Genomic DNA, 21,345 nt, shown 5'->3' with positions numbered 1-21,345 from the left:
GGTTGGGTATGAAAAATTTGAAATTCGTATTGACGGCGTTTCTGCTATTTATGACAATGCTGTTTGCCGCCTGCAGTAGTGACAGCGGTGTCGCAGGCATTCTTATTGAAACCAACACCGGAAACAAGGTGTTAATTGAAACCAATACAGGTCATGGCGTGGCACGCGTCATGATTTCCGTTGCGGACTTTGAAATCTCCGAAGGGGATACCTTGCAGCTTTCCCGCACGGAGCGTGATACCGTGGGCGACACAGTTTTCACATCAACCGCCTATTTGGAAAAGGTTGTAAGCGAATCGAACATCGCTGCGGGCCATGTTTCCATGGATAGCGTACCTGCTCAAGATTATGACTCCCTGACCATCTTGCCGGTAAAGGGTGACGTACGTTCTATCGCCATTGACCTAAACGCCGAAGAGGGCGAAACCTATCGCATCGGCGATAAGGGCATCACCAATCTCATCGTAAGTCAGACCATCAAACTCCATAGTAGTGACTATCCTGTAGACTCCAACGAAAAGAAAATTGAACATGTGTTTTTTGACGCAAAAACCTTCGACATGAACATTTCATTGAAATGCAAGTATGAAGAATTCAGGAATGATTCCCTGATCATCTACGATGGAGAATTTGGTCTCCATCGGGACTCCGTTGAATACGCTGTGGGAATACTGGATTTTGAATGGAAAATGGCTGGCGGCCGAATTTGTGATTCCGCAGTCGTTTCCAATGGAGATGGTGATGAAAGAACCGTCTACATCCACTTTGAACTTGGTGACTGTGCGGCCTATTATGTGGATTCCACAGGAGCCAAGTGCGTCGAAACCTCCTATGGGGAAATCACGGCGGGCAAGGCCAGTGCCTACTTTGACTTGAGACCTCTTGACCGTAAAATTGGTGACACTATAAAAGTTTCAGTGCCTGTCGCAAGATCCTTAAAGAATGACACCATCTATTCCACCCTGAGTGTCATCAACCACGTTCTGGATTCTGCTGCTGTGGCAAATGGGTTAGTTAAGGTGGACCATCTGCCTGAAATTCCCGGCGGCTCCCATTGGTTAGTCGACATTACTGACGAAGGCTTTTTCTGGTCGGACTTCGCATTGAAAGATGGAGAAACAACCTTTATTCATGCTGATAGTATTGCCAATGCAAAAGTGATTCCATTGACCATTTCGCTTCCGGAAGGCTTTGAAGATCTATCTTCTGCAGATGAACCCTTCAAGGATATGCCTCTGCCCATCCGTCTGGAAAAGCCTGCCACGAAGGCCTGCCTTGTGGATGCGCTAGGTCGCGTAATCCCTCTACAAAAGAGCGAAGGGGATTCCCTGCTGTACTGGGGCAGCCTAAAGGAAGTTGTCTTCTCGGAAAGTGGAACTCTCTCATTTGACTTGTTGAACAACTGCTATTACGATGATTGGGGTAAGCCTGTAGGCGACACCGCCGTAGTGCTTTCGCGCCATACGGAATCATTTGACAGCTTGACGGGCTCTAAGAATGAGGGAATCCTCGGAAACGCCCTCTGGCTGGATTCTACGGATTCCTGGAAGATGATTGAAGGCTTTGAACCCTTCACCAATAACGGAACGCAGATGTCCGCATCCATCTGGATCAAGGCTGATAGCGCTTCCCAGGCTACACCGGGAACCAGTTATACTCGCATTCTCTCTGCGAAGAAGGACAGTGTAGCCTTCATCCTGCAGCAGCGTGGTAATCAGGCTGCAGTAAACCTGCGTATTGACGCCCGCCACGATGGGGAAGGCGTTTATAATTCCACTTATGGTACTGCACGGATTCTGGATGGAACCTGGCACAACTATTCCTTCACCATCCGTGGGGACAGTGTCTTTACCTATGTGGATGGTGTGCCCCTCAGCAAGGACCAGTTTGAAAATGGAGGCGATTTCTCCACTTGCACCAATCCTGCCATTGGCGGTGATGAACCTAATTTGGTGGGCGGTCTGGACGAAATTTTCTTCTTCGACGGTTCCCAGAGTGAAAACTGGATGCGACTTTTCTATGCTCTGCAGAAGCAGGCAATGAAATAAAAAATTCAGAATTGCCGATTTTGATGAAAAACGCGGAATTACCCCCTGAAAAGGGGGCTTTTTTGCATGTACTAAAAAATTTTGAATTTTTATAGTACACTTTGTAGTAAAAGTGATTATATTTGTTTCTATAAAGTTGTAGTACATATTATAGTACAATAAAAAAAATAAAAAGTCTAGGCGCTTTGGATTAGGGACCTTTGAACGCTTGGATAGGGATGATTGGATAAAAAGGAGTAAGTTATGAAGTTCAATTTCATGAATACTTTTAAGAAAGCTGCAATTGCTATGGGTGTAATTGCCGCCGCCGCCATGGCTCGCCCCTACATTGTGGGCGTGGATGTTTCCTGGGTTCTGGAAGATGAATCCCTGGGTGCAAAGTATTATCACGATGGCAAGCAACAGGATCTGTTTGACATCCTTCAAGATCACGGTATCAACTTCATTCGTGTTCGTACCTTCGTGAATTCTTGCGTTGGCTACGCCACGGAAAGTTATTCCGGTGCAAATTCCAAGGTTTGCTGGTGCGACCTGGACCATACCATTGCTCTCGCCAAGCGTATTAAGGCTCACAACATGGGCTTCTTCCTGGATTTCCACATGAGCGACACCTGGGCTTCCATCGGCAAGCAGTATGTGCCTGCATCCTGGAGCGGAAAGTCTAATGCCGAAATGGGTAAGCTGGCTTATGACCATGTGAAGACCACCATGAACGCCTTGATGAAGGCAGGCCTTCGCCCCGACATGGTTCAGGTGGGTAATGAAATCAACTCCGCAGTTTCTGGCGTTTCTATCAACAAGACTGCTGAATTTGCAAACATCATCAACTCCGGCGTAAAGGCTGTCCGCGATATCGATCCCTCCATCAAGATCGTGATGCAGCATGGTCGCCCCCGTCCTGATGGCGGTTTTGAAGGTTGGTACAGCAAGATTGACGCCAACATCGATTACGATGCCATTTGCGGTTCCACTTATGGTACCACCAACAATGGCCAGGATTGGCGCGACATGTTCGGCCTTGTGACCAAGAAGAAAAAGCCTGTGTTGAGCTGCGAATATACCGCCGATCGTACTAAGCTGATTAACGGCATTATGAATGACTTTGGGGACTTAGGATGGGGTACTTTTGTTTGGGAACCGACCCGCTACAGCAACAAGCCTATGTTCGATCGCGATGGTCAGAGGTACACCGCTAACGCTCGCCTTGATGAACTGGCTGCAATCGCAAAGCAGTACAACGCAACGCTTCCTGATTGGGTTGGTGGAAAGGCAATTAAGAAGATTGCCGTGAAGACTGCTGCAGCAGCTGGTGGTACAATTGCCCAGAGCATTGAAGGTGCCGAAATCGCAGAAGGCTCCAAGGTGACTTTTACCGCCGTCCCGCTGGAAGGTTGGGAATTCACAGGCTGGACTGGGGATAACTCTGGCACCGCCAAGGATTACACGGTGACTTCTCTCAACAAGGAAGTGAATCTGGGGGCAAACTTCAAGTTCGTAGGCAAGGACTCCTTGAACTACGAAGTAGAAAATGCAGTTTTCAGTAACACAATCTTTGAAGATAAGCACGCAGGCTTCTCCGGCAAGGGTTACGCCAACCTGGATAACGTCGTAGGTTCTTCCGTGACCATTCCCGTGTGCCTTCCCAGTGAAGGTGAACAGAAGGTTCGCATCGTTTTCGCCAACGGTTCTACTGTCAATCGCCCTGTAAGTATTGCTGTCAATGGCGAAGTTCAGGTGAAGTCCCAGGATTTTGAATCTACCTCCGAATGGACCAGTTGGAAGAGCAAGGATGTGGTTCTCAAGATGCCTGCTGGCGTCAGCAACATTACCTTCACTTCTACTACAGCAGATGGCGGCCCAAATATCGACAAGATCCAGTTTGTAGTGGAATCCATCGATCCTGTTGTGGTTCCGCCTGCAGGCGAAAAGGATTCTACCACCGCTGCAATCGCTAATCGCAGTATTCAGAGGGCTCGCGAGCTCTTGCGTCAGCGCGAAAATAACCGTAGTTTCTTTGTGAACGGCCGTTCCGCCAGCAATCTGCAAAGCCGCGCTTCTAGAATTAAAATCTATAACAAGTAACTTTTCTACATCCAAAACCAAACAGGAGCGTAAGTCTAATTCGAAAATTTCGGAGGCGGCTTACGCTTTTTTTTAAAAATTTCATGAGAGAATATATGGCTAAGTTGAATTTAAAGATGAGTTTGTTTGCTGTGACTATTGCACTTTTGTCCCAGTCTGTCATGGCTTCCGTTTACTATGTGGCTCCTAATGGAAATGATGCCAATGTGGGTTCCAAGGAAAAGCCTTTCGCATCCTTGAAAAAGGCTAATTCAAAGGTCGTAGCTGGTGATACTGTTTGGGTTCGCGGCGGCACCTACATGCATACGGATACAACCTATGTGAAGAACGACAATATGTTTGCTGGCATTCACTTGACTAAGAGTGGTGCTAGCGATAATAACCGCATTCATTATTTGGCTTATCCTGGCGAGGTTCCTGTGTTCGACTTTAGCAAGATGCCCATTGCCAACGGAACCAATAACGTACGCTATACCAATGGCGTCTTGATTCAGGCTCAGTATCTTCACTTGAAGGGGCTTGAATTCAAGAACGTTCCCATGAAGGGTGAATCCAACGTGGGCGTGTACGTTTCCCGCAGTAAGCACATCTTTCTGGAATTGATCAACAGTCATCATCACGGCGGATCCGGATTTTTCGTGAATGAAAAAGGCTCGGGAAGTGGCGGCGGCCATCTGTTCCTGAACTGCGATAGTCATGACAACTACGACCCTAATGGACGTCAAGGTGACGGGCAGAATGCAGATGGCTTTGGCGTTCATTACCAGAGTGGCGGCGATACGACGAAGTTTATCGGATGTCGCGCCTGGTGGAACAGTGACGATGGCTGGGATTTCATTAGCCAGGAATTTCCTGTTGTGATTGAAAACAGCTGGGCCATGGGTCACGGCTACAGCAATTACGGCACTGGCAAGCCTAAGGATGGAAACGGAAACGGGTTTAAGGCGGGCAGCAGCAAGACTGGCGTTCGTCACACCATCAGAAATTGCGTGGCCTGGAAGAACAAGGCCTCTGGTTTTTACGCCAACCACAGTAGCGGTGGCAACGACTGGCTGAATAATACAGCTTACATGAACGGTTCCGCCTTCAACATGTGGGCGAGTACCTGGGACGCTGCGGGTAACCGTACCGATGGCGTTGTATTGAAGGGAGCCAAGGCTCACGTCATGAAGAATAACATCGCCTATCCCAACAAGACTTCTTACATCGGCGGGGATTATGCTGCCGGCGAATACTACACCTGGAACTTGAACTTGACGGCGACCAATGCAGATTTTGTCAGCGTCGATGATCCCAGCATGACGGTGACAGGAAAACCTCTGGAACCTCTTGGCGGCGCTTTCGGCCCCCGCAAGGCTGACGGTAGCCTGCCCGATATCGATTTCCTGAAACTTTCTCCCAAGAGTCAGTTTATCGACAAGGGTGTCAACGTAAAATTGCCTTACGAAGGCAAGGCTCCCGACTTGGGTGCTTATGAATACAAAGCCCCTGTGGGACCAGTCGTAACAAGTAGTTCCTCCAGCAGTGAAACTGTTAATCCGACTTCGTCTAGCAGCTTTGTTGGCTCAAGTAGTTCTGCGGATTCTACCATGGCCATTGCGTCTCGCCGCCTTGAAAACGCCCGTGCAGTGCATCGCATGCGTAATGATGGTCGCGTTTTCTATGTGAATGGCCGTATAGTTCGTGGCCGTAAAGGTCCTCATTTGATTTTTGCTAAATAAAAACCTTTGCGGGCTGACTGTTAAGAACATCTTTTGACCAAAAGGCTTTTACAGTTTAGTAATTGCTAATAAGGTAAACAAACTTTTATCTAAAATAGGGTAAAAAATCTTTTATGTAAATTCGCTTTATATACAAGAGGCGTTTTGCTAAATTACGCCCCATGCTCATGAAAAATAACGTATCCAGATTTTTGTTGATCGCGATTGCAATCGTCTTTACCACCTATTTCATTAAGGACTGGGTAGACCTTTTCCATTGCGGCGCTGTCGAAAGTTGCCTGCAGGATGCGCACACTTATCAGAACTACACCAAGTTCCTGAGCTCTTTCTTGCTCACCGTGCTGGCTTTTTATGCAAGCCGCTTTGCTTGCTGCCCTCGTGACGGCAAATGGCTGAAGATTGCCTTTACCTGCTCTGCCCTGGCCGATGTCTGCTTTAGATTGCTGGGCATGTTTGTTCAGGATTTCCCCATTGCCCCGTCCATTCTGGGTATCACCTGCTTTATGTTCTTCCAGTCTGCCCTTACTTACAGACACACCCGCACAAGCGATACTGATACTCACTTCCCCAAGATTTTGATTGTGCCTGTGGTTGTTCTTGCTGTACTGGCAATTGCCTATTTTGTAGGCCTTGTTCCGCAGATTCTTTTTGTGATTGGCGGTTACGCAGCATTCCTCATTTGTTCCTTGATTGTTGCTTGCAAGGCTGGTGCTGTAGGATACTTCTCTGCACATAAGGCCAAGCTTATGAAAATCGGCATGATCGTGTTCTTCATTGGCGACGCCCTGGTGGGTTTTGCTCTCGCCACTAGCGATGACCACTCTGTGATGGAATTGATTTCCGCCATTGCCGATGGCTTGGTCTGGCCGGTGTATGTGCCTGCCCAGATTCTTCTGATCAAGAGCTGCTGCGAAGATTAGTTTCGCGGCGGTTTTCTTTTTGGAGATAATCCAGCCTGAAGAAGATCGCGATTTCGTCGCGGCCTTGCTTTTTATTCCTTAATGCATCGAACGGAACATGCTGTTGTTTTGTATCCCCAGTACAAGCTAAGTTCTTCTTCGCCGCTAACAGATATTTGTCTTGCTCCGTAAGGACCTTCATATGTTTCGTAATCAGTTCCTTCCGGTCTCTCGATAGGTAGCCCTTTGTTGATCCAAAATTTTGCGAAGTACCCCTTGTAATAGCAATGTCCATCACGGCATTCGCCGCCGGGCAAAACGTTAAACCCATAGGCGTCTGAGCCATTGACTCTTTCAATTGCCCAGCCAGAAGATGCTCTGAGTTTGCGGGCGTAGTCGTTGTTTATTACGTTTTCGAGGGTGTTCCAATCGCTATAGTCTGAAAGGCGCCATCCTTTAGGACAAGCAGATAGTGCTTCGTTTCTGTTATAGAGCCGGCCATATATTTCGCAGTTTTCTATGGAATCGTTGTAGCATAAACTGGAATCAGTTTTGTAGTTTAGATTCTCTGCCATCCATGTCTGGGATTCGATGGTTACCGTCTTGTAGGTTTGTCCATCACGAGAATCTACGAACTCCCCATGTACAACATGGAGCTTGTCATCTGACTCTGATGTCCCGAAATCACAGGCTACAAAAAAAACTGTGATACTGAGTAATGCCAATATTTGTTTTAACATATCCTAACCTGAAATGATTCGGGGTATTAGTCTTTTATACAACGGATGGAGAATGCGCAATCATAGTCAGTATTCTCAAAATAAGGATATTTTCCTGAGATGTTGACTTGATTATAAATCGTTGAGTTGTCTCTTACCCAAAATGTTGCCCATTCATTAATGCCGTCGAAATTACTGCACTTTTCTCCTGCGGGCAGGATGGAAAAACCATACTTGTTTTCTCCGATGTCCCAGCTGTACATCCATCTATCACTGGAATGCAGCTTGATTCCTGCCGTTTCCGTACCCCCTACAGTTTCAAATAGAATAATCCATTCTTCTCTGTTGGGGGTGTGCCATCCTTCTGGGCAAAGCTCAATGTAAGCGTTGTTGAAACGGTATTCCGAATACAATCGTCCGTATATGTTGCAAGAATCGGTGACGTTGTTATAGCAAAAACTCTTGTCAGTTTTATAATTCAGATTCTCTGCCATCCATGTCTGGGATTCAATGGTTACCGTCTTGTAGGTTTGTCCATCGCGAGAATCCGTGAATTCGCCGTGTTCAACATGGACTTCAATTTCGGGCTCAGAAGTTTTTGTTTCGCAAGCAGCAATCAAAAAAGCGATGCCAAAAATAGCTGAAATTTGCTTTACCATATCCTAACCAGTGTAATTCCCTTCGGAGCTGCAAAGAACCGCAGCGTATATGTCAAATATAGTTCTTTGAAATGGGAATGGTGGAAAAGGAGCGAATTTTTTGGATTGGCTTGCGAAAAGCCCTCTATTAAAAAATCTACAAGTCCAATATCTCATTGCCCAAGGGCCAATATGTTGTGCAGATAATCCAGAACGAGAATATTTTTGTATTTTCTTCCAAGTTATGATTAAAAGATTTGGTGGGTTATTGGCGGTCGCGTTTGTTGCGCTGCAGCTTGCGAGCTGCAGTGATTCGTGTGGGAATGTCACCGATTACTATACCGATATTGTTGGGGAGACACATTTCGCATATTTAGATTCGTTGAATCTGGAAGAAGTTGATGATCCTGCAATTAGTGTGCAAGATATGTACCGTCCAGGCTTGCTAAGTTTTATTGTTAGCTACGGCGGCGAAAAAGCACGGATGTATTTGGATTTATATGGATGCCATACCAATGAGTGTTCTACGGCAGATCAAATAGTGATACACAATGAAAGTTATTCCTATGTAGAAGTGATTTCTCCCTCAGATTTTGTTCTGTCAAAGTTCAAAGGGAAGATTGGCATGGATGACAAGTATCAAGATGAAAAAATTGTAGAGCATCATTTTCATCTTGACATAAATAATGATGTAGCCACGCTCTCCTGGGATATTGAATTGGGACAACAGTCCTTTGAACAATGTGCTTCTTCTATTAAACCGGCGTGGTGACGATGAAAAAAATTCTTTGGCTGTTTGTGATATCCTTTTTGTGGGGTTGCTCTGGTGATGATTCTGCAAATATTCAATATGCTAGTGATGAGTCTGAATATGCTGTCCAGTGGCGATTGAATGGTAGAACTTTAAATGGAAAACTATTGTTCCCGTCGAAAGTTTATGTTAAGGAAATAAAAGCTTTTGAACTGGATTCAAATTTCAATCAGTGTACGGAGTTGGAGGTCAAAGGGAAATACGAAATAGAAAAGCGTAATTACAAGAACAGGTATGTCCAGTTTGTTATTAAGGCAGAGTGGTCAAATCTTGATTCCGGAACCGTTGATATTGAATTTGAATCGATAATAGATCTTCTTGATGTTGGGCTTGGTGACGATCCTGCTGATTTGAGGTTGTTCTCTCACTTAGAGGTTCCCCGTGTTATGCAACTGATGAAGGAAGGTCTTCCTTTTGATGCGGCCAAAAAGAGGGCTTTGTTTGAAATCCTTTCTGTGTATAACAACCCAGATGAGATGCCTTATGTGATAAATGTCTCCGAAAAGTTTAAGACAAGTATGGGTGGTTACCTAAAAAATAATCTTGTGGAATTTTTTCCGTATTTTCTATTCATGTACGGAAAAACAGATTTGGAATTCGTAGAGAATGTTGAAAGATTTCGGAGTGATTTTTCGACAGGATCGTGGAAGAACTTTAGAGACCGTGTAAAATCGGCGGATTATATTACAAAGGAATGGGTGTCCTTGGTTAAACGTATGGATTCCTGGTACATGGATGTGGATGATGGACTTGATTATTTAAGGAATGTCCAGGAAGCTACTTACGGAATTCCCAAGGAATCCCGTAGCGGGGAAACTTTTGTCATTGAAGATTCCACTTCCGTATTCTACAAAGATAGCCTGGTTTGCGCGGGGTATGGACGAGCTTCGTGGAGACGTGATGATGGGGGATATGATACTTATGCGCACAATATCCTTCGTCCCTTTACGGATCTGGAAAGGGAAATCGGTGCCTGCGTCTTTGATTCCTTGAAGTGGGGCAACAAGGATACCACCGTCGTGGAATTTGAAGGCGAAACCTACAAGTGCTCCCACCAGCTGGATTCATCCGTTCCCACGAAACCGGACTTCGAGAATTGGAAAAAGGTAAAGTCGCGAAAGTAGAAAAGCTTAAAAAAGAACCCACCGGCAAATGTAATGCGGGTGGGTCTTTTTTTAAAGGTGTGGCATCCATTCACGGCAAAACACTCGAAGCTACTTTTTATAAAAAGATAGCAGTGCCTCGGAAATTCGTTTTTCGCGCTGCGTACTATAATCGGAGCTGGCCCGAAGCCGCTTGGCCGATGGCGCGCCTAAACTGTATCACAAGAGCAACGAGCTTTAATAATACTGTTAGATCGGGCGTTGATCCGTGGGATGCCTAGACTTAATATACCTAATAAGGCGTCGCCAGACAAGCAGCGGAATGAAAATATTTGTAATCCAAATTGTAATGAAGTCCGGACTGTGTTATCCGTATCTTTTTTGCGGGTTTTGACGAAATTTACGGGTTTTCGTTGTTTTCCCAGTCTTCTCTGATTTCGTCGGGCTCGTCCTTAAAGGGGGTGATGAAGTCGGCGCAGTACTGAGCCACCTGTTCGCGGAGCTTGTTGCCGCGAACCTTTCCCAGGAGGATTTCGATGTCTTCCAAGGGGGCTGCCATGAAGGCTTCGGCGCTCTTGTACTTGCTGAGAACTTTGATGCGGGTTTCGTGACCTACGCCGGGTTGCTTCAGCCATTCCACTTCCAGGTCTTTCTTGCGCTTGCTGCGCTGGTAGGTAATGGCAAAGCGGTGGGCTTCGTCACGGGCGTTCTGCAAAAGTTTCAGGGCCGGGTTGGTACGGTGCAGCACAATGCTTTTGCGTTCGTCGGGGAACACAATTTCTTCCAGGCGCTTGGCGAGACCGATGAGGGGGAGGTCCTTGTCGTGACCCAGCTCTTTTAGAATCTGCATGGTGGCGTCCACCTGGCCTTTACCACCGTCGCAAACCCAAAGGTCCGGCATAGGGGTGCCTTCTTCTTCCAGACGGCGGATACGGCGGGTCATGACTTCGCGCATGCTGGCGAAGTCGTCCACGCCTTCCACGGTCTTGATGATGAACTTGCGATAATTGGCTTTGTCGGGCTTTCCGTTCTTGAAGGCCACGAGGCTTGCCACGGTGTTGGTGCCGCTGAGGTGTGAAATATCCACGCACTCGATGCGGAAGGGAGTCTTCTTTAGGCCGAGAACCTTCTGCAGTTCGAAAACGCTCTGGTCGATTTCGCTGTACTTCTGGACTTCCGCACGCATTTCCACAAGGATCATGTCGGCGTTGGCGCCTGCTAATTTCAGGAAGCCTAATTTTTCACCACGTTGGGGAATGTTGAAGAATACCTTGCGTCCGGCCTTTTCTGTAAGCGCCGCTTGCAAGGATTCTGCGTCTTCGGGCAGCGGGATGTCGGTGGCAATTTCCTTCGGGACAAAGTCCTGATCCATGTACCAGTTTAGAATCATCTGGCGGAAGATTTCGGTTTCGTCATCTTCCAATTCGCATTCCAGGCGGTAGTGCCTGCGACCTGTCAGCACACCTTCGCGGTATTCCAGAATCACGGCGGCGGCCAGGGTTCCGTTGCGGCGGAGGGTCACGATATCCAGGGACAAGTTGGGATCGGAAGTGTCCGTCTTGGCGTGGACCCCTGTGGATTGCAGAGCCTGGATGGCGTCGCGTTTTTTGGCGGCGGTTTCAAAATCCAGGTTGGCTGCAGCCTCGTTCATTTCGCGAGTCCAAATTTCCTGAAGGTCATCTCGCTTGCCTTCTAGGAGGAGCCTTGCCTGCATCACGTCCTTGTAGTAGTCCTCACGGCTGATAAGCCCTGCGCAGGGAGCCCTGCAACGACCGATATGGTAGTTCAAGCATGGGCGCTGGGGTGAACGTGCCGGCAAGTCCATGGTGCATTCGCGGATGCCGAAAAGTCGGGCGGCCAGGTCGATTAGCTTGTCTGTAGTTCGGGTGCCCATATAGGGGCCATAATACTGGCAATTATCCTTGCGGACAGACCTGGTGATAAAAAGCCTGGGGAACGGGTCACGCACGGAAAATGCCAAGTATGGAAAATGCTTGTCGTCCTTCAGGAGCACATTGTATTTCGGGGTGTGCTTTCGGATAAGGTTGGCTTCCAGAATCAAAGCCTCTTCTTCCGTCTCGGTAATGATCCACTCGATGTCGCGAATATAAGGCAACATCAGGGTTGCTGCGCGGTGGCCGTTATGTTCGCTTCCGTCAAAGTAGCTACGCACGCGGTTCTTCAGAACCTTGGCTTTCCCGATATAGATGATCTTGCCCGCGGCGTTTTTCATGATGTAGACGCCGGGGTGGTCGGGAAGCTCCGAGAGTCGCCTCTGGATGTGTTCATTGACGGAAATCATAATAGACTGAATTTAAAAATTTTTTATCGTTGCCCTGATAATTTTTTAATTATTTTGTAGAAGTAAATTATCCATAGATATTCAACTTACGGAGCAAAGATGAATTTTGAAAAGGTAAATGTACTTTCCCAGAAGATCGAAGGAGTTCTGGGAACAGTTCGCGCCCTTAAAGAAGAAAATGCGAAACTCAAACAGCAGCTGTCTGCTTCCCAGGCTTCCTTCCAGGACAAGGCCATGCTTCTGGAAAAGGCTAACGCAAGCATCGTTGATTACAAGGCTGCTCTTAACGCTCGCGAAAACGAAGCTATTGCACAGACTCAGTCCTTGAACGTCAAGGAAATTGAAATCGCCGGCCTTAACGAAAAGATGTCCGAAAAGAATAAGGCTGTGGATGATCTCAAGGCTCAGATTGAACTTTTGAACTGCAAGGTCCAGGAAAAGGACAATAAGCTCCAGCAGAGCGCAGGCCTCCTCCAGGAAAGTGCAAATCGACTCCAGGAATACCAGGCCCGTATCCAGGAAGATGCTGCAAAGCTTGATGCTTGCGACAAGAAGATCCAGGAATGCGAAGCTCGTATTCAAGATGACGAAGGCAAGTTCCAGGAATTCTCTTCTCAGCTGGACACCTTGAATTCTCAGGTAGGCTCTCTTAACCAGCAGATCAACGACAAGCTGGTGACCATTGCCAACTTGACCGAACAGCTTAACGGCACCAACCAGAAGATCGAAGAACTTAACGCAATTATCGCTGAAAAGAACGAATTGCTCCAGGCACAGGCCGATGAAATCGACGAAGCCCAGGAAAAGTTCCAGCAGCTGGTTTCCACTATCGAAAACGAACTCGGTACCGACCTTCCCATTGAACAGGAAGAACTTTCCGAAGATATGGTGGACGATGTGGTTGAAGAAACTGCCGCAGAAGATGTTGCACAGGAATCTGCCGAAGAGGAACTTCCTACCATTGAAGTCCATCCGGCAAGCGAAAAGAAGACCGAAAACTCTGCGAGCAACAAGGAGGGCTCGCAGACAAGTTTTTTTAGATTGAACTGGCTGCTGGACGAAGATCCATTCGGCGTAGGAAGTAAGTAATGGCTGAAAACGAAAGTCTCAGATCTGTAAGCGTAGTTGTCGCTCAGGAAAGCATTCAAATTCGCACGGACTTGCCCGATGCGGAACTGAAGGAAATCAGCGAATTTATTGACCAGCGGTTTGATCGCTCGGCAAAGTTCCAGATGGAAAACCGTAAGCGACTGGCCTTGCTGGCCGTTGAGCTTACGTCCGAGATTTTCGAACTGCGCAAGCAGCTTCGCCGTGCAAAGATTTACTACGATACCATGGAACAGGATCTCAAGAACCTTTCGCTCCTTTTGGACGAAGGCATGAACCGCACCAGTTTCGATAAGTTGTAGTCAATCCAAAGAAATTGAAAAAAGGACCTCGTCGCATAAGCGGCGAGGTTTCTTGCATAAAAAGAAAACCTCCCGGTAGGGGGAGGCTTTCGGTTAAAGATTGTAGGTGCGATTACTGGTCGGAGATGCAGCGGACGTTGTAGGCGCGTTCACCGGTGGAGCCAGACTGTAATTCGTGAGGACTGTCTTCGTTGTAGTTCTTGATTCGGAAGGAACTGTATTCGTCGTTTGCTTCAATCCAGATGTAGCCCTGTTCGTCTTCAAGACCGTAGTCGGTTGCTTCACCGTCTGCCAGCTTGAATCGTCCACCGACCTGCCACCATTCATGTTTGACATTCTTATCGAGGGCTTCCACTTCGGCTTGGGTGGGGAGACGCCAACCGCTGGGGCAGGCACGCAGAGCGCCGGAATAGGAGTAGAAACCACCATAGGAGGCACACATATCATCGCTGCTTGCGGTTTTGCAATAGTAGCCACTCTTGGTTTCAAAGTTCAGATTTTCAGCCATCCAAAGCTTGCCACCGATGGTTTCAATCTTGTAGCTCTTGCCGTCACGGTTATCGGTCAAGGTGTTGCCGCTAACTGTCGGAGGATTCTGTGCTTCGGAGGAAATGTTGATTTCGATGCTTGCGATGGAAGAACTGGAGGCCGGGGTTGCAGGTTTGCAATCCTTGTCATCCCAGCAGAAAGGATCGTCGCCTGCACTGGAGTAGGGCACGGGACGCTTGCCGGAAGAGGAAAGGTAAACGGTTTCGTGAACAACGGAGTCCTTTACGTAAGGATCGTTGCTGGAGTTATTTCCGCCAGAAACGGAGGTCGAAGAGTTTGGAGACGTCTGGTTGCTGTCCGGGGCCGAGATTGTATCGGTCGTACATGCGCAAAACATCCCTACCACACCCAATATTCCCAATAATGTAGTGGTCTTTTTCATGGATTCAAATATAGTTTACAAATCTTCACATAACCAGAAAAAAGTTTTTTACTATCTTTCTCCTCACTATGACAAACGTTGAAATTTTCGACACTACTTTTGCTATGACCATTTTGGTCGTTTTGGCTCTTTGCGTCCCCACCATCTTGCTCCTCGCTAACTGGATCCTCCACCCGGGCAAGATCAAGGACACCGCTATCAAGGGTACTTCCTACGAATGCGGTATTGCTCACGTTTCCGGTACTTCCAACGAACGTTACCCGGTCAAGTACTACATGGTTGCAATGCTCTTCTTGGTGTTCGACCTTGAAGTTGCCTTCCTCTACCCCTGGACCATTCAGTTCCTGGTCGGCGGTTGGGAACTCCTCTATGTCCTGTTGGGCTTCCTCGTGATTCTCGAAGCCGGTTACTGCTACCTCATGAAGAAGGGTGTGCTGAACTGGACCAAGATTCAGGACTAGTTCTAGAATTTATTCTATCTCAAAAGGCAAGCGTGGGTCTCTGGCCCGCGCTTGCTTTTTTTTATTGCTGGAGTATGGGCTTTGGATGTTGTCCTGTCGGGAGGAAAATATGAAACGCAAGGGGCGTCGTCCCTTGCAACCTAGAAAGCGTGTCGGACGTAGACTGTCAGTCCCAGATGCTTGTAATCTACCAGGGAAAATTCTCCGCGGGCGTACAGTTGCTCCTTCAGGTTCAGGGCCAACTGCCCACCGAAGCCAATGGCCTGGTGCCACTTGTTTCTCATGAGTTCGCTGAAATGGTCTCCGGCTTTACCGCCTTCAAAGAAGATGGTGCCCGCCAGGCGCCAGCCCAGGAATTTCCTCAGTTCCGCCTGCACGATCAGTGATTGCTTGTCGTTGAAGAAGAGACTTTCTACACCGCGGAAACGCTTGATTCCGTCGGGGCCAGCCAGCATGTCAAAGGGTACGTCGCCGTTAGCTCGTTGCCAGAGAACCGCCGTTGCCATGGTGATATTCCAAAAGTGGAGATCCGTGAATCCGCGGACGTCGAACTTCTCGATGTCGAAGGAGAAGTCGCCCAGCTTGTCGTTGTAGAACATCTGCTGCCACTGCACCAAAAATCCGTGCCTGCTCCAGTTGGTGTTATCGCGGGAGTCGAAGGAGGCTTGGTAACCGACGCCGTTTCTCCATCCGGAATGATCGTCGGGAAGTTCCAGCGCGTCACTTTTGCGGAAACTGATGTCGGAATTCTCAATGTGAATCACAGCGCCGTATTTCAGTTGTTTCGGAAGGCCGACGCTTGATTCCAGGGTGGATTCCAATAAAAATTTTTCGCGGTCGAAAATCACGGACTTGTCGAAGTTAGGATTGTTGCCTCTGCCAAAATAGCTGGCCACCCAGTTCTGGTAGCGGAACGCGGCGGAGCCTGAAATCTTGTCGTGATACAGGTAGTAGAAGGGTTCCAGAATGAACTGGAACTGTCCGCGGGTTGATCCGTAGGCGGTGATGTCTATTTCGGGAACCTTGCCGCCTTCGACTTCGGGTTTGAAGAAGATGATGCCCATGGCGCCAAACTGTAGCTGGGTTTCTTCGGAATAGCCGAGGACAGGCAGTGCGGTGAAACGCTGGAAATGCTTTGTGGTATCCTTAGCTGATACGCTGGTGGTGTCCGCCTCGGCAAACAGAGGGGCCGCGAACATCAAACTTGCAGCTAAAAATTTTACCAGTTTCATTGTTTTGAAATATAATATCTCGTGCTTTTTTAAAAAAGCTATTTTTGTGCTATGCCCATACTTTCCGCACAGAATATTCTTTTGCGCCTCGGCGGTTCTGCTCCGCTCTTGGATGGTGTTTCCTTTGACATTGAAGCGGGTGACCGTATTTGCCTGGTGGGCCGTAATGGCGAAGGCAAGTCTACTTTGCTTAAGGTTCTTACTGGCGAGATGGAGTACAACTCCGGCGATGTTGTCAAGAAGACTGGGCTTCGCGTAAGCCGCATGATCCAGGAAATCCCTGCCCACATCGATGGCACGGTGCGCGATATCGTGATGGGGAAGGTGGCGGCAGGTAGTTCCGCCGGATGGACTGGAGCCAAGGACGGTTCTGATAGCGAAGGGCATCATGATGCTGCGGCAGAAGCAATCCTCGGCAAGACGGGCATTGATGCGGATGCAATGTATGATAGCCTCAGCGGTGGCCAGAAACGTCGTGTGCTTTTTGCTCGCGCTGTCGCGGAAGATCCGGATTTGCTTTTGCTGGATGAACCGACGAACCATCTTGACATTCCTGCCATCCAGTGGCTGGAAGGTATCGTTACCCGATTGAATTGTGCCGTGATGTTTGTAAGCCATGACCGTGCTTTCGTACGTCGCACTGCAACAAGAATTTTCGAACTGGACCGCGGTCGCGTCCGTAGCTGGGATTTTCCCTATGACAAGTTTGTCCAGTTCCGCGACCAGGCGCTGGCTGAAGAAGAAAAGGCAAACGCCTTGTTCGACAAGCGTCTTGCCGAAGAAGAAGTCTGGATCCGTAAGGGCATCCAGGCTCGCCGCACCCGTAACGAGGGCCGCGTCCGCGCTCTCATCAAGATGCGTCAGGAACGTGCCGAACGTAGAACTCGCACAGGAAACGTTTCCATGCAGATTACCGAGGCGGAACGCTCCGGCCGCATGGTGGCCCGCCTTAAGAACGTTACCTATTCCTACGCCGACGAAACTACCGGCGGCGTCTCAGTGCCCCTTATCAACGATTTTAGCACTGAAGTTTCCCGTGGCGACCGCATTGGTATCGTAGGCCCTAACGGTTCCGGCAAGACAACTCTCCTGAAGTTGATTCTTGGTGAATTGCAGCCCGACGTCGGTGAAATCAAGCTGGGCAGCAATCTTGAAATTGCTTACTTTGACCAGATGCGCACCCGCCTCCGCGAAGACAAGTCCCTGGTGGAAAACATCGGTGATGGTCAGGCTTACGTTACCCTGAATGGAGTCAAACGCCATGTGTTAAGTTATCTGCAAGACTTCCTGTTCTCCGCAGACCGCGCCCGTGGCCCCATCAGCGCCCTTTCCGGTGGTGAACGAAACCGTTTGCTCTTGGCTTGCCTCTTTAGCCATCCCAGCAACGTGCTTGTTCTCGATGAACCTACCAACGACTTGGACATGGAAACCTTGGATCTTTTGGCAGAGCTTCTGGCCGAATACAAGGGTACTGTTTTGACGGTGAGCCATGACCGTGCCTTCCTGGATTCTGTGGCTACGGGAATTTACGCCATCGAGGAAGACGGAAACATCTTTGAAGCCGTTGGTGGTTATTCCGATTACGAAGCCAATAAGAAAATGCGTGACAAGGAAGCCGCTGCAGCTGCAAAGATTGCCGCAGAAAAGGAAGCTGCCCGTGCTGCCGCCAGTTCCGGCGCCTCCTCTGCAACTTCCTCCGTGGCATCCGCAACAGAACCTGCCAAGAAGAAAAAGCGTAGCTATAACGAAGAGCGCGAATACGCCGCCCTTCCCGAAAAAATTGAGAAGCTGGAATCTGAAATCGCCGCCCGCCAGGAAGAACTTTGCAAGCCGGAAGTCTGCACCAATGCGGCCCGCATCGTAGAACTCCAGAAGGAAATTTCTGACCGTGAAGCAGAGCTTGAAAAAGCCTACGAACGATTTGAAATTTTGGACAGTTTGGGTTAAGTAAAATTTTACCCTTTTTTAGCCTATTTTTCGATACTTTGTTCTCCGACCCATCGGCCCTCCCTTGTGGGAGGGGGTACGTTTTTCTTATTATTTATATAGATTAAGGTGTATTGGAATCGAGAGGTTAACATGAACAAAAAAGTTTCTTTGTTGGCACTTGGCCTTTTGGCCGGTGCCGCATCTGCAGCTACGGCTGTTGTTTGGTCCGATGAAGGTGAAAAAGTCACCAAGGAACCGGCGTACTTCTATACATTTGCCTATGAAGAAGGCAGTGGTGCTGCGATTGATACTACGAATGTAAATGGTGCCAAGGTTTTGGATTTTAAGGTTCCCATGGGCAAGACCAGTGCCGGTGCAGGTTATGGTTTTGCATGGCAGCAGAATGCAACCACTTATAAGGATGTGGCTGTATCCCTTTCTACCTATAAGGGTGTTTGCCTGGTTTACGAAGCTGAAGCTCCGTTCCGCGTAGATTTTAAGCAGTCCACCATTACCGATGATAACTACTATGGTTATGAATTGGATGCTGCCGCCAATCCCAAGAAGGTCTTTGTTGCATTTGCAGACTTGACCCAGGGTTGGAAATCTGCCACTGCAAAGACTTGGGCTGTTGGTTCCCAAACAGGTGTCCAGTTCAGCTATAAGAACACCCATGCCAATACAGCAAAGAGTGAATCAAACGCTGTTATCCTCCATAGCTTTACCTTGGGTACAGAATGCGTGACCTACGCTCCGAATGTTACCAAGGGCTTCTCCGGTTACAACGGTGGAGAATTGTCTCTGGATGAAGGCAAACTTCATACCATGGACATGAAGGAAGTCTTTGAGGATGCCGATGGTGATGATTTGGTAATTACCGTAAAAATCGTCAGCGAATCTAAGTCCGTTGTGTTGGTTGATTCTGCCGCTTATGATCAGAATAGCACTATCAAGTTTGCAACTGCCTCGAATCCTAAGGGCCCCGCAACTGTTACCCTGACGGCAACCGATCCCACCAAGAAGACCGCAACCTTCAGCTTCACAATCAATACCGTTGACACCGAAAACCTCCCGGTAGCCAAGGATTTTGAAATCGAAGTTCCCGAAGACTCTTCTTATAAGAACGGTCTTACCGCCAAGATGAACAATTTGAAGTTTATGGGTACTGATGCTGATGGTGACACGCTCGCCTTTGAAATTGTGAGCGAACCGGAACATGGCGAATTCACTGTGAATACTTCCACGGGTATGTTCACCTATGCTCCCGAAAAGGATTACTTCGGCAAGGATTACTTCACCTATCGTTTCTATGAAGTCAAGACTCCGACTCGCGTAAGTAACGTTGGTACCGCTACTATTATTGTTACTCCGGTGAACGACGCTCCCAAGGTGACTGTTGTAACAAAGACCTTTGTTGACGAAGCCGGTGATGAACATGACTTCGGTGACACTCTTACCGTGGATGAAGATTTTGAAAAGTTCTCTGTGTTTATTCCTGCAGAAAACATTACGGTTACCGATCCTGATGGTGACGATGATATCGTCTACTCTGCAAAGGCTTCCGGTATCGTCAATGCAAGCTACTCTGCAGTAGATGGTTTCTACGGTGTTGAAATTTCTGCAATCAAAGATGCTAACGGCGTTGCCAAGGTGACCTTCTCTGCAGGCGACCATAAGATTGCAGTTCCCTCTGTAATCTGCTACATCAAGGTGGAACCTGTTGCAGACGATCCTCGCATAAAGGATGATTCCTACACCATTCCTCAGGACTCCTTGTTTAAGGTGGCTGCAAAGAACGGTGTGCTGGCAAATGACGAAAACCCGGACGATGTCGAAGTTACTGCAGTTCTGGTTGTTCCTGCAAGCAATGGCGAAGTGACTTTGGCCGAAGACGGTTCTTTTACCTACAAGTCTGAAGAGGGTTTTGAAGGTGAAGATGCCTTTGGTTATGTGATTGCCTATGGTGATGGCGATACCACTGATATGGCTGTTGTATCCATCAACGTCGTTTACAGAAATCATGCTCCGGAAATTGTGGAAGGAGTTCTTGATACTGTCGGTAACCGTCTGGCAGCACTCAAGGAAGATTTCACCACCGTTTCTAGATACTCCAAAGCAGAAGTACTGAGCTGGTTTACCGATGACCAGGATGCTGCCACTGCACTGACATTCTCTGTCCGTAGCGATGATAGCCTCCTGGCTCCGTCCATTGCTAGCGGCATTATCTCCATCAAGGCTGTGAAGGATGCTTGCGGTGATGCAGAAGTCATTGTTACTGCAAAGGACAAGAACGGTGCAACCACCGATCTTAAGATTCCTGCATCTATTTCCTGCGTAAATGACAAGCCGGTTGTTGTTAAGGGCGATACCGTCTATGTTGACGCAGACTCTGCATTTAGCTTTGTAATCGATTTGACCAAGTACATCTCTGATCCGGATGGCGAAGCTTTGACCTATACCGTTACAAAAACTTCTGAAATGCTTACTACTGAAGTCGATGGCGACTCTCTGTATGTGACTGCCGCTGAAGATTATAAGTACACTATGGGTTCTGTACTCGGTATCGGTATTAAGGGCGTGGATGCTGCAAACCTCTATGTTATGTCTAACATTGTGGTGAAGTTCGGTAAGGCTCCGTCAGCAATCAAGCCGATGATTGCTGCTCCGAAGGCTACTTGGCAGAATGCAATTCTCACAAACCGCGGCGTGGCTGCAATCTTCGATATGCAGGGTCGCGTGATGTGGAAGCAGAAGCTGCCGGTCAGCGAATCTGATGTTCGCAATGCTGCAGCACAGGTTCAGGGTCGCAAGATCCTCCAGGTGAACAAGCAGACTTATACCATCAAGTAATTTTTCCTTATAAGCTGCGTGATGCTGCGTTGTCGGGACTCTCGCTGTATTTCAATACAGCTTCGGTCCCTCCGCCTTGTCTAGCTTGTCTCTAAGAAAAAAAAGATGTACGCTTCGGGCTGCATCATAAAATCAAAAATTGCAAACAGGAAAGGGCTCCGCAATGCGGAGCCTTTCTCTTTAACCTCAAAGTGAGCGTGAAGCGCGAAC

At 48.1% G+C, this 21,345-nt stretch carries 16 protein-coding genes; 11 read left to right on the top strand and 5 right to left on the bottom strand.

The window, feature by feature from the left end; all coding sequences use genetic code 11:
* Nucleotides 1–8: 8 nt before the first annotated feature.
* The 4 genes from MJZ25_10065 (at nt 9) to MJZ25_10050 (ending at nt 6,771) form a co-directional block, all read left to right on the top strand.
* The gene (locus MJZ25_10065) at nt 9–2,048 is read left to right on the top strand and encodes a LamG domain-containing protein (GenBank protein MCQ2124516.1); all 2,040 of its coding nucleotides are present in this window, start codon (nt 9–11) and stop codon (nt 2,046–2,048) included.
* Between the two features lie 243 nt (nt 2,049–2,291).
* Complete coding sequence (locus tag MJZ25_10060) at nt 2,292–4,130, top strand: glycosyl hydrolase 53 family protein (GenBank protein ID MCQ2124515.1); 1,839 nt, start codon at nt 2,292–2,294, stop codon at nt 4,128–4,130.
* 95 nt (nt 4,131–4,225) lie between these two features.
* On the top strand, nt 4,226–5,851 hold the full coding sequence (locus MJZ25_10055; protein MCQ2124514.1) for a right-handed parallel beta-helix repeat-containing protein: 1,626 nt from the start codon (nt 4,226–4,228) through the stop codon (nt 5,849–5,851).
* Between the two features lie 161 nt (nt 5,852–6,012).
* A complete protein-coding gene (locus MJZ25_10050) occupies nt 6,013–6,771 on the top strand; it encodes a hypothetical protein (GenBank protein MCQ2124513.1) in 759 nt (252 codons plus the stop codon).
* A gap of 71 nt (nt 6,772–6,842) precedes the next feature.
* On the opposite strand, the gene MJZ25_10045 is transcribed toward MJZ25_10050, so the two are convergent.
* Both MJZ25_10045 and MJZ25_10040 read right to left on the bottom strand, forming a co-directional pair.
* The gene (locus MJZ25_10045; protein ID MCQ2124512.1) at nt 6,843–7,475 is read right to left on the bottom strand and encodes a hypothetical protein; all 633 of its coding nucleotides are present in this window, start codon (nt 7,473–7,475) and stop codon (nt 6,843–6,845) included.
* Between the two features lie 41 nt (nt 7,476–7,516).
* A complete protein-coding gene (locus MJZ25_10040) occupies nt 7,517–8,128 on the bottom strand; it encodes a fibrobacter succinogenes major paralogous domain-containing protein (protein ID MCQ2124511.1) in 612 nt (203 codons plus the stop codon).
* A gap of 100 nt (nt 8,129–8,228) precedes the next feature.
* Between MJZ25_10040 and MJZ25_10035 the strand changes: the two genes are divergently transcribed.
* Both MJZ25_10035 and MJZ25_10030 read left to right on the top strand, forming a co-directional pair.
* On the top strand, nt 8,229–8,879 hold the full coding sequence (locus MJZ25_10035; protein MCQ2124510.1) for a hypothetical protein: 651 nt from the start codon (nt 8,229–8,231) through the stop codon (nt 8,877–8,879).
* A 2-nt stretch (nt 8,880–8,881) separates the two neighbouring features.
* On the top strand, nt 8,882–10,042 hold the full coding sequence (locus tag MJZ25_10030) for a hypothetical protein (GenBank protein ID MCQ2124509.1): 1,161 nt from the start codon (nt 8,882–8,884) through the stop codon (nt 10,040–10,042).
* 379 nt (nt 10,043–10,421) lie between these two features.
* Here MJZ25_10030 and uvrC read toward each other — a convergent pair whose 3' ends face one another.
* Nucleotides 10,422–12,323, bottom strand: coding sequence for an excinuclease ABC subunit UvrC (gene uvrC, locus MJZ25_10025; GenBank protein ID MCQ2124508.1), 1,902 nt, complete (start codon nt 12,321–12,323; stop codon nt 10,422–10,424).
* 99 nt (nt 12,324–12,422) lie between these two features.
* Here uvrC and MJZ25_10020 point away from each other — a divergent pair, with 99 nt between their 5' ends.
* Together MJZ25_10020 and MJZ25_10015 are read left to right on the top strand one after the other, a co-directional pair.
* A complete protein-coding gene (locus MJZ25_10020; protein MCQ2124507.1) occupies nt 12,423–13,412 on the top strand; it encodes a glycosyl transferase family 2 in 990 nt (329 codons plus the stop codon).
* Nucleotides 13,412–13,732 carry a hypothetical protein gene (locus MJZ25_10015; GenBank protein ID MCQ2124506.1) on the top strand — a complete coding sequence of 107 codons (321 nt, stop codon included), beginning with the start codon at nt 13,412–13,414 and terminating at the stop codon, nt 13,730–13,732. Before MJZ25_10020 ends, MJZ25_10015 begins: the two co-directional genes overlap by 1 nt.
* Before the next feature lie 112 nt (nt 13,733–13,844).
* Here the strand turns inward: MJZ25_10015 and MJZ25_10010 are convergent, their stop codons facing one another.
* On the bottom strand, nt 13,845–14,663 hold the full coding sequence (locus MJZ25_10010; protein ID MCQ2124505.1) for a hypothetical protein: 819 nt from the start codon (nt 14,661–14,663) through the stop codon (nt 13,845–13,847).
* A 68-nt stretch (nt 14,664–14,731) separates the two neighbouring features.
* Between MJZ25_10010 and MJZ25_10005 the strand changes: the two genes are divergently transcribed.
* The gene (locus MJZ25_10005) at nt 14,732–15,124 is read left to right on the top strand and encodes an NADH-quinone oxidoreductase subunit A (protein MCQ2124504.1); all 393 of its coding nucleotides are present in this window, start codon (nt 14,732–14,734) and stop codon (nt 15,122–15,124) included.
* A gap of 140 nt (nt 15,125–15,264) precedes the next feature.
* Here MJZ25_10005 and MJZ25_10000 read toward each other — a convergent pair whose 3' ends face one another.
* The gene (locus tag MJZ25_10000; GenBank protein MCQ2124503.1) at nt 15,265–16,356 is read right to left on the bottom strand and encodes a hypothetical protein; all 1,092 of its coding nucleotides are present in this window, start codon (nt 16,354–16,356) and stop codon (nt 15,265–15,267) included.
* A 51-nt stretch (nt 16,357–16,407) separates the two neighbouring features.
* On the opposite strand from MJZ25_10000, the gene MJZ25_09995 reads away from it, so the two are divergent.
* Nucleotides 16,408–18,303, top strand: coding sequence for an ATP-binding cassette domain-containing protein (locus MJZ25_09995; GenBank protein ID MCQ2124502.1), 1,896 nt, complete (start codon nt 16,408–16,410; stop codon nt 18,301–18,303).
* Between the two features lie 132 nt (nt 18,304–18,435).
* Nucleotides 18,436–21,135 carry an Ig-like domain-containing protein gene (locus MJZ25_09990; protein ID MCQ2124501.1) on the top strand — a complete coding sequence of 900 codons (2,700 nt, stop codon included), beginning with the start codon at nt 18,436–18,438 and terminating at the stop codon, nt 21,133–21,135.
* Nucleotides 21,136–21,345 lie beyond the last annotated feature (210 nt).

This window comes from Fibrobacter sp. (assembly GCA_024399065.1).
In the GTDB taxonomy this organism is placed as follows: Bacteria; Fibrobacterota; Fibrobacteria; order Fibrobacterales; family Fibrobacteraceae; genus Fibrobacter.
This window is presented reverse-complemented; position numbering and strand designations above follow the sequence as displayed.

Bases quoted from the DNA above. Each gene is read 5' to 3' on its own strand.
- MJZ25_10000 (MCQ2124503.1), bottom strand. From the start codon at position 16,356: ATGAAACTGGTAAAATTTTTAGCTGCAAGTTTGATGTTCGCGGCCCCT.
- MJZ25_10015 (MCQ2124506.1), top strand. From the start codon at position 13,412: ATGGCTGAAAACGAAAGTCTCAGATCTGTAAGCGTAGTTGTCGCTCAG.
- MJZ25_10020 (MCQ2124507.1), top strand. From the start codon at position 12,423: ATGAATTTTGAAAAGGTAAATGTACTTTCCCAGAAGATCGAAGGAGTT.
- uvrC (MCQ2124508.1), bottom strand. From the start codon at position 12,323: ATGATTTCCGTCAATGAACACATCCAGAGGCGACTCTCGGAGCTTCCC.
- MJZ25_09995 (MCQ2124502.1), top strand. From the start codon at position 16,408: ATGCCCATACTTTCCGCACAGAATATTCTTTTGCGCCTCGGCGGTTCT.
- MJZ25_10055 (MCQ2124514.1), top strand. From the start codon at position 4,226: ATGGCTAAGTTGAATTTAAAGATGAGTTTGTTTGCTGTGACTATTGCA.
- MJZ25_10040 (MCQ2124511.1), bottom strand. From the start codon at position 8,128: ATGGTAAAGCAAATTTCAGCTATTTTTGGCATCGCTTTTTTGATTGCT.
- MJZ25_10005 (MCQ2124504.1), top strand. From the start codon at position 14,732: ATGACAAACGTTGAAATTTTCGACACTACTTTTGCTATGACCATTTTG.
- MJZ25_09990 (MCQ2124501.1), top strand. From the start codon at position 18,436: ATGAACAAAAAAGTTTCTTTGTTGGCACTTGGCCTTTTGGCCGGTGCC.
- MJZ25_10030 (MCQ2124509.1), top strand. From the start codon at position 8,882: ATGAAAAAAATTCTTTGGCTGTTTGTGATATCCTTTTTGTGGGGTTGC.
- MJZ25_10010 (MCQ2124505.1), bottom strand. From the start codon at position 14,663: ATGAAAAAGACCACTACATTATTGGGAATATTGGGTGTGGTAGGGATG.
- MJZ25_10065 (MCQ2124516.1), top strand. From the start codon at position 9: ATGAAAAATTTGAAATTCGTATTGACGGCGTTTCTGCTATTTATGACA.
- MJZ25_10060 (MCQ2124515.1), top strand. From the start codon at position 2,292: ATGAAGTTCAATTTCATGAATACTTTTAAGAAAGCTGCAATTGCTATG.
- MJZ25_10050 (MCQ2124513.1), top strand. From the start codon at position 6,013: ATGCTCATGAAAAATAACGTATCCAGATTTTTGTTGATCGCGATTGCA.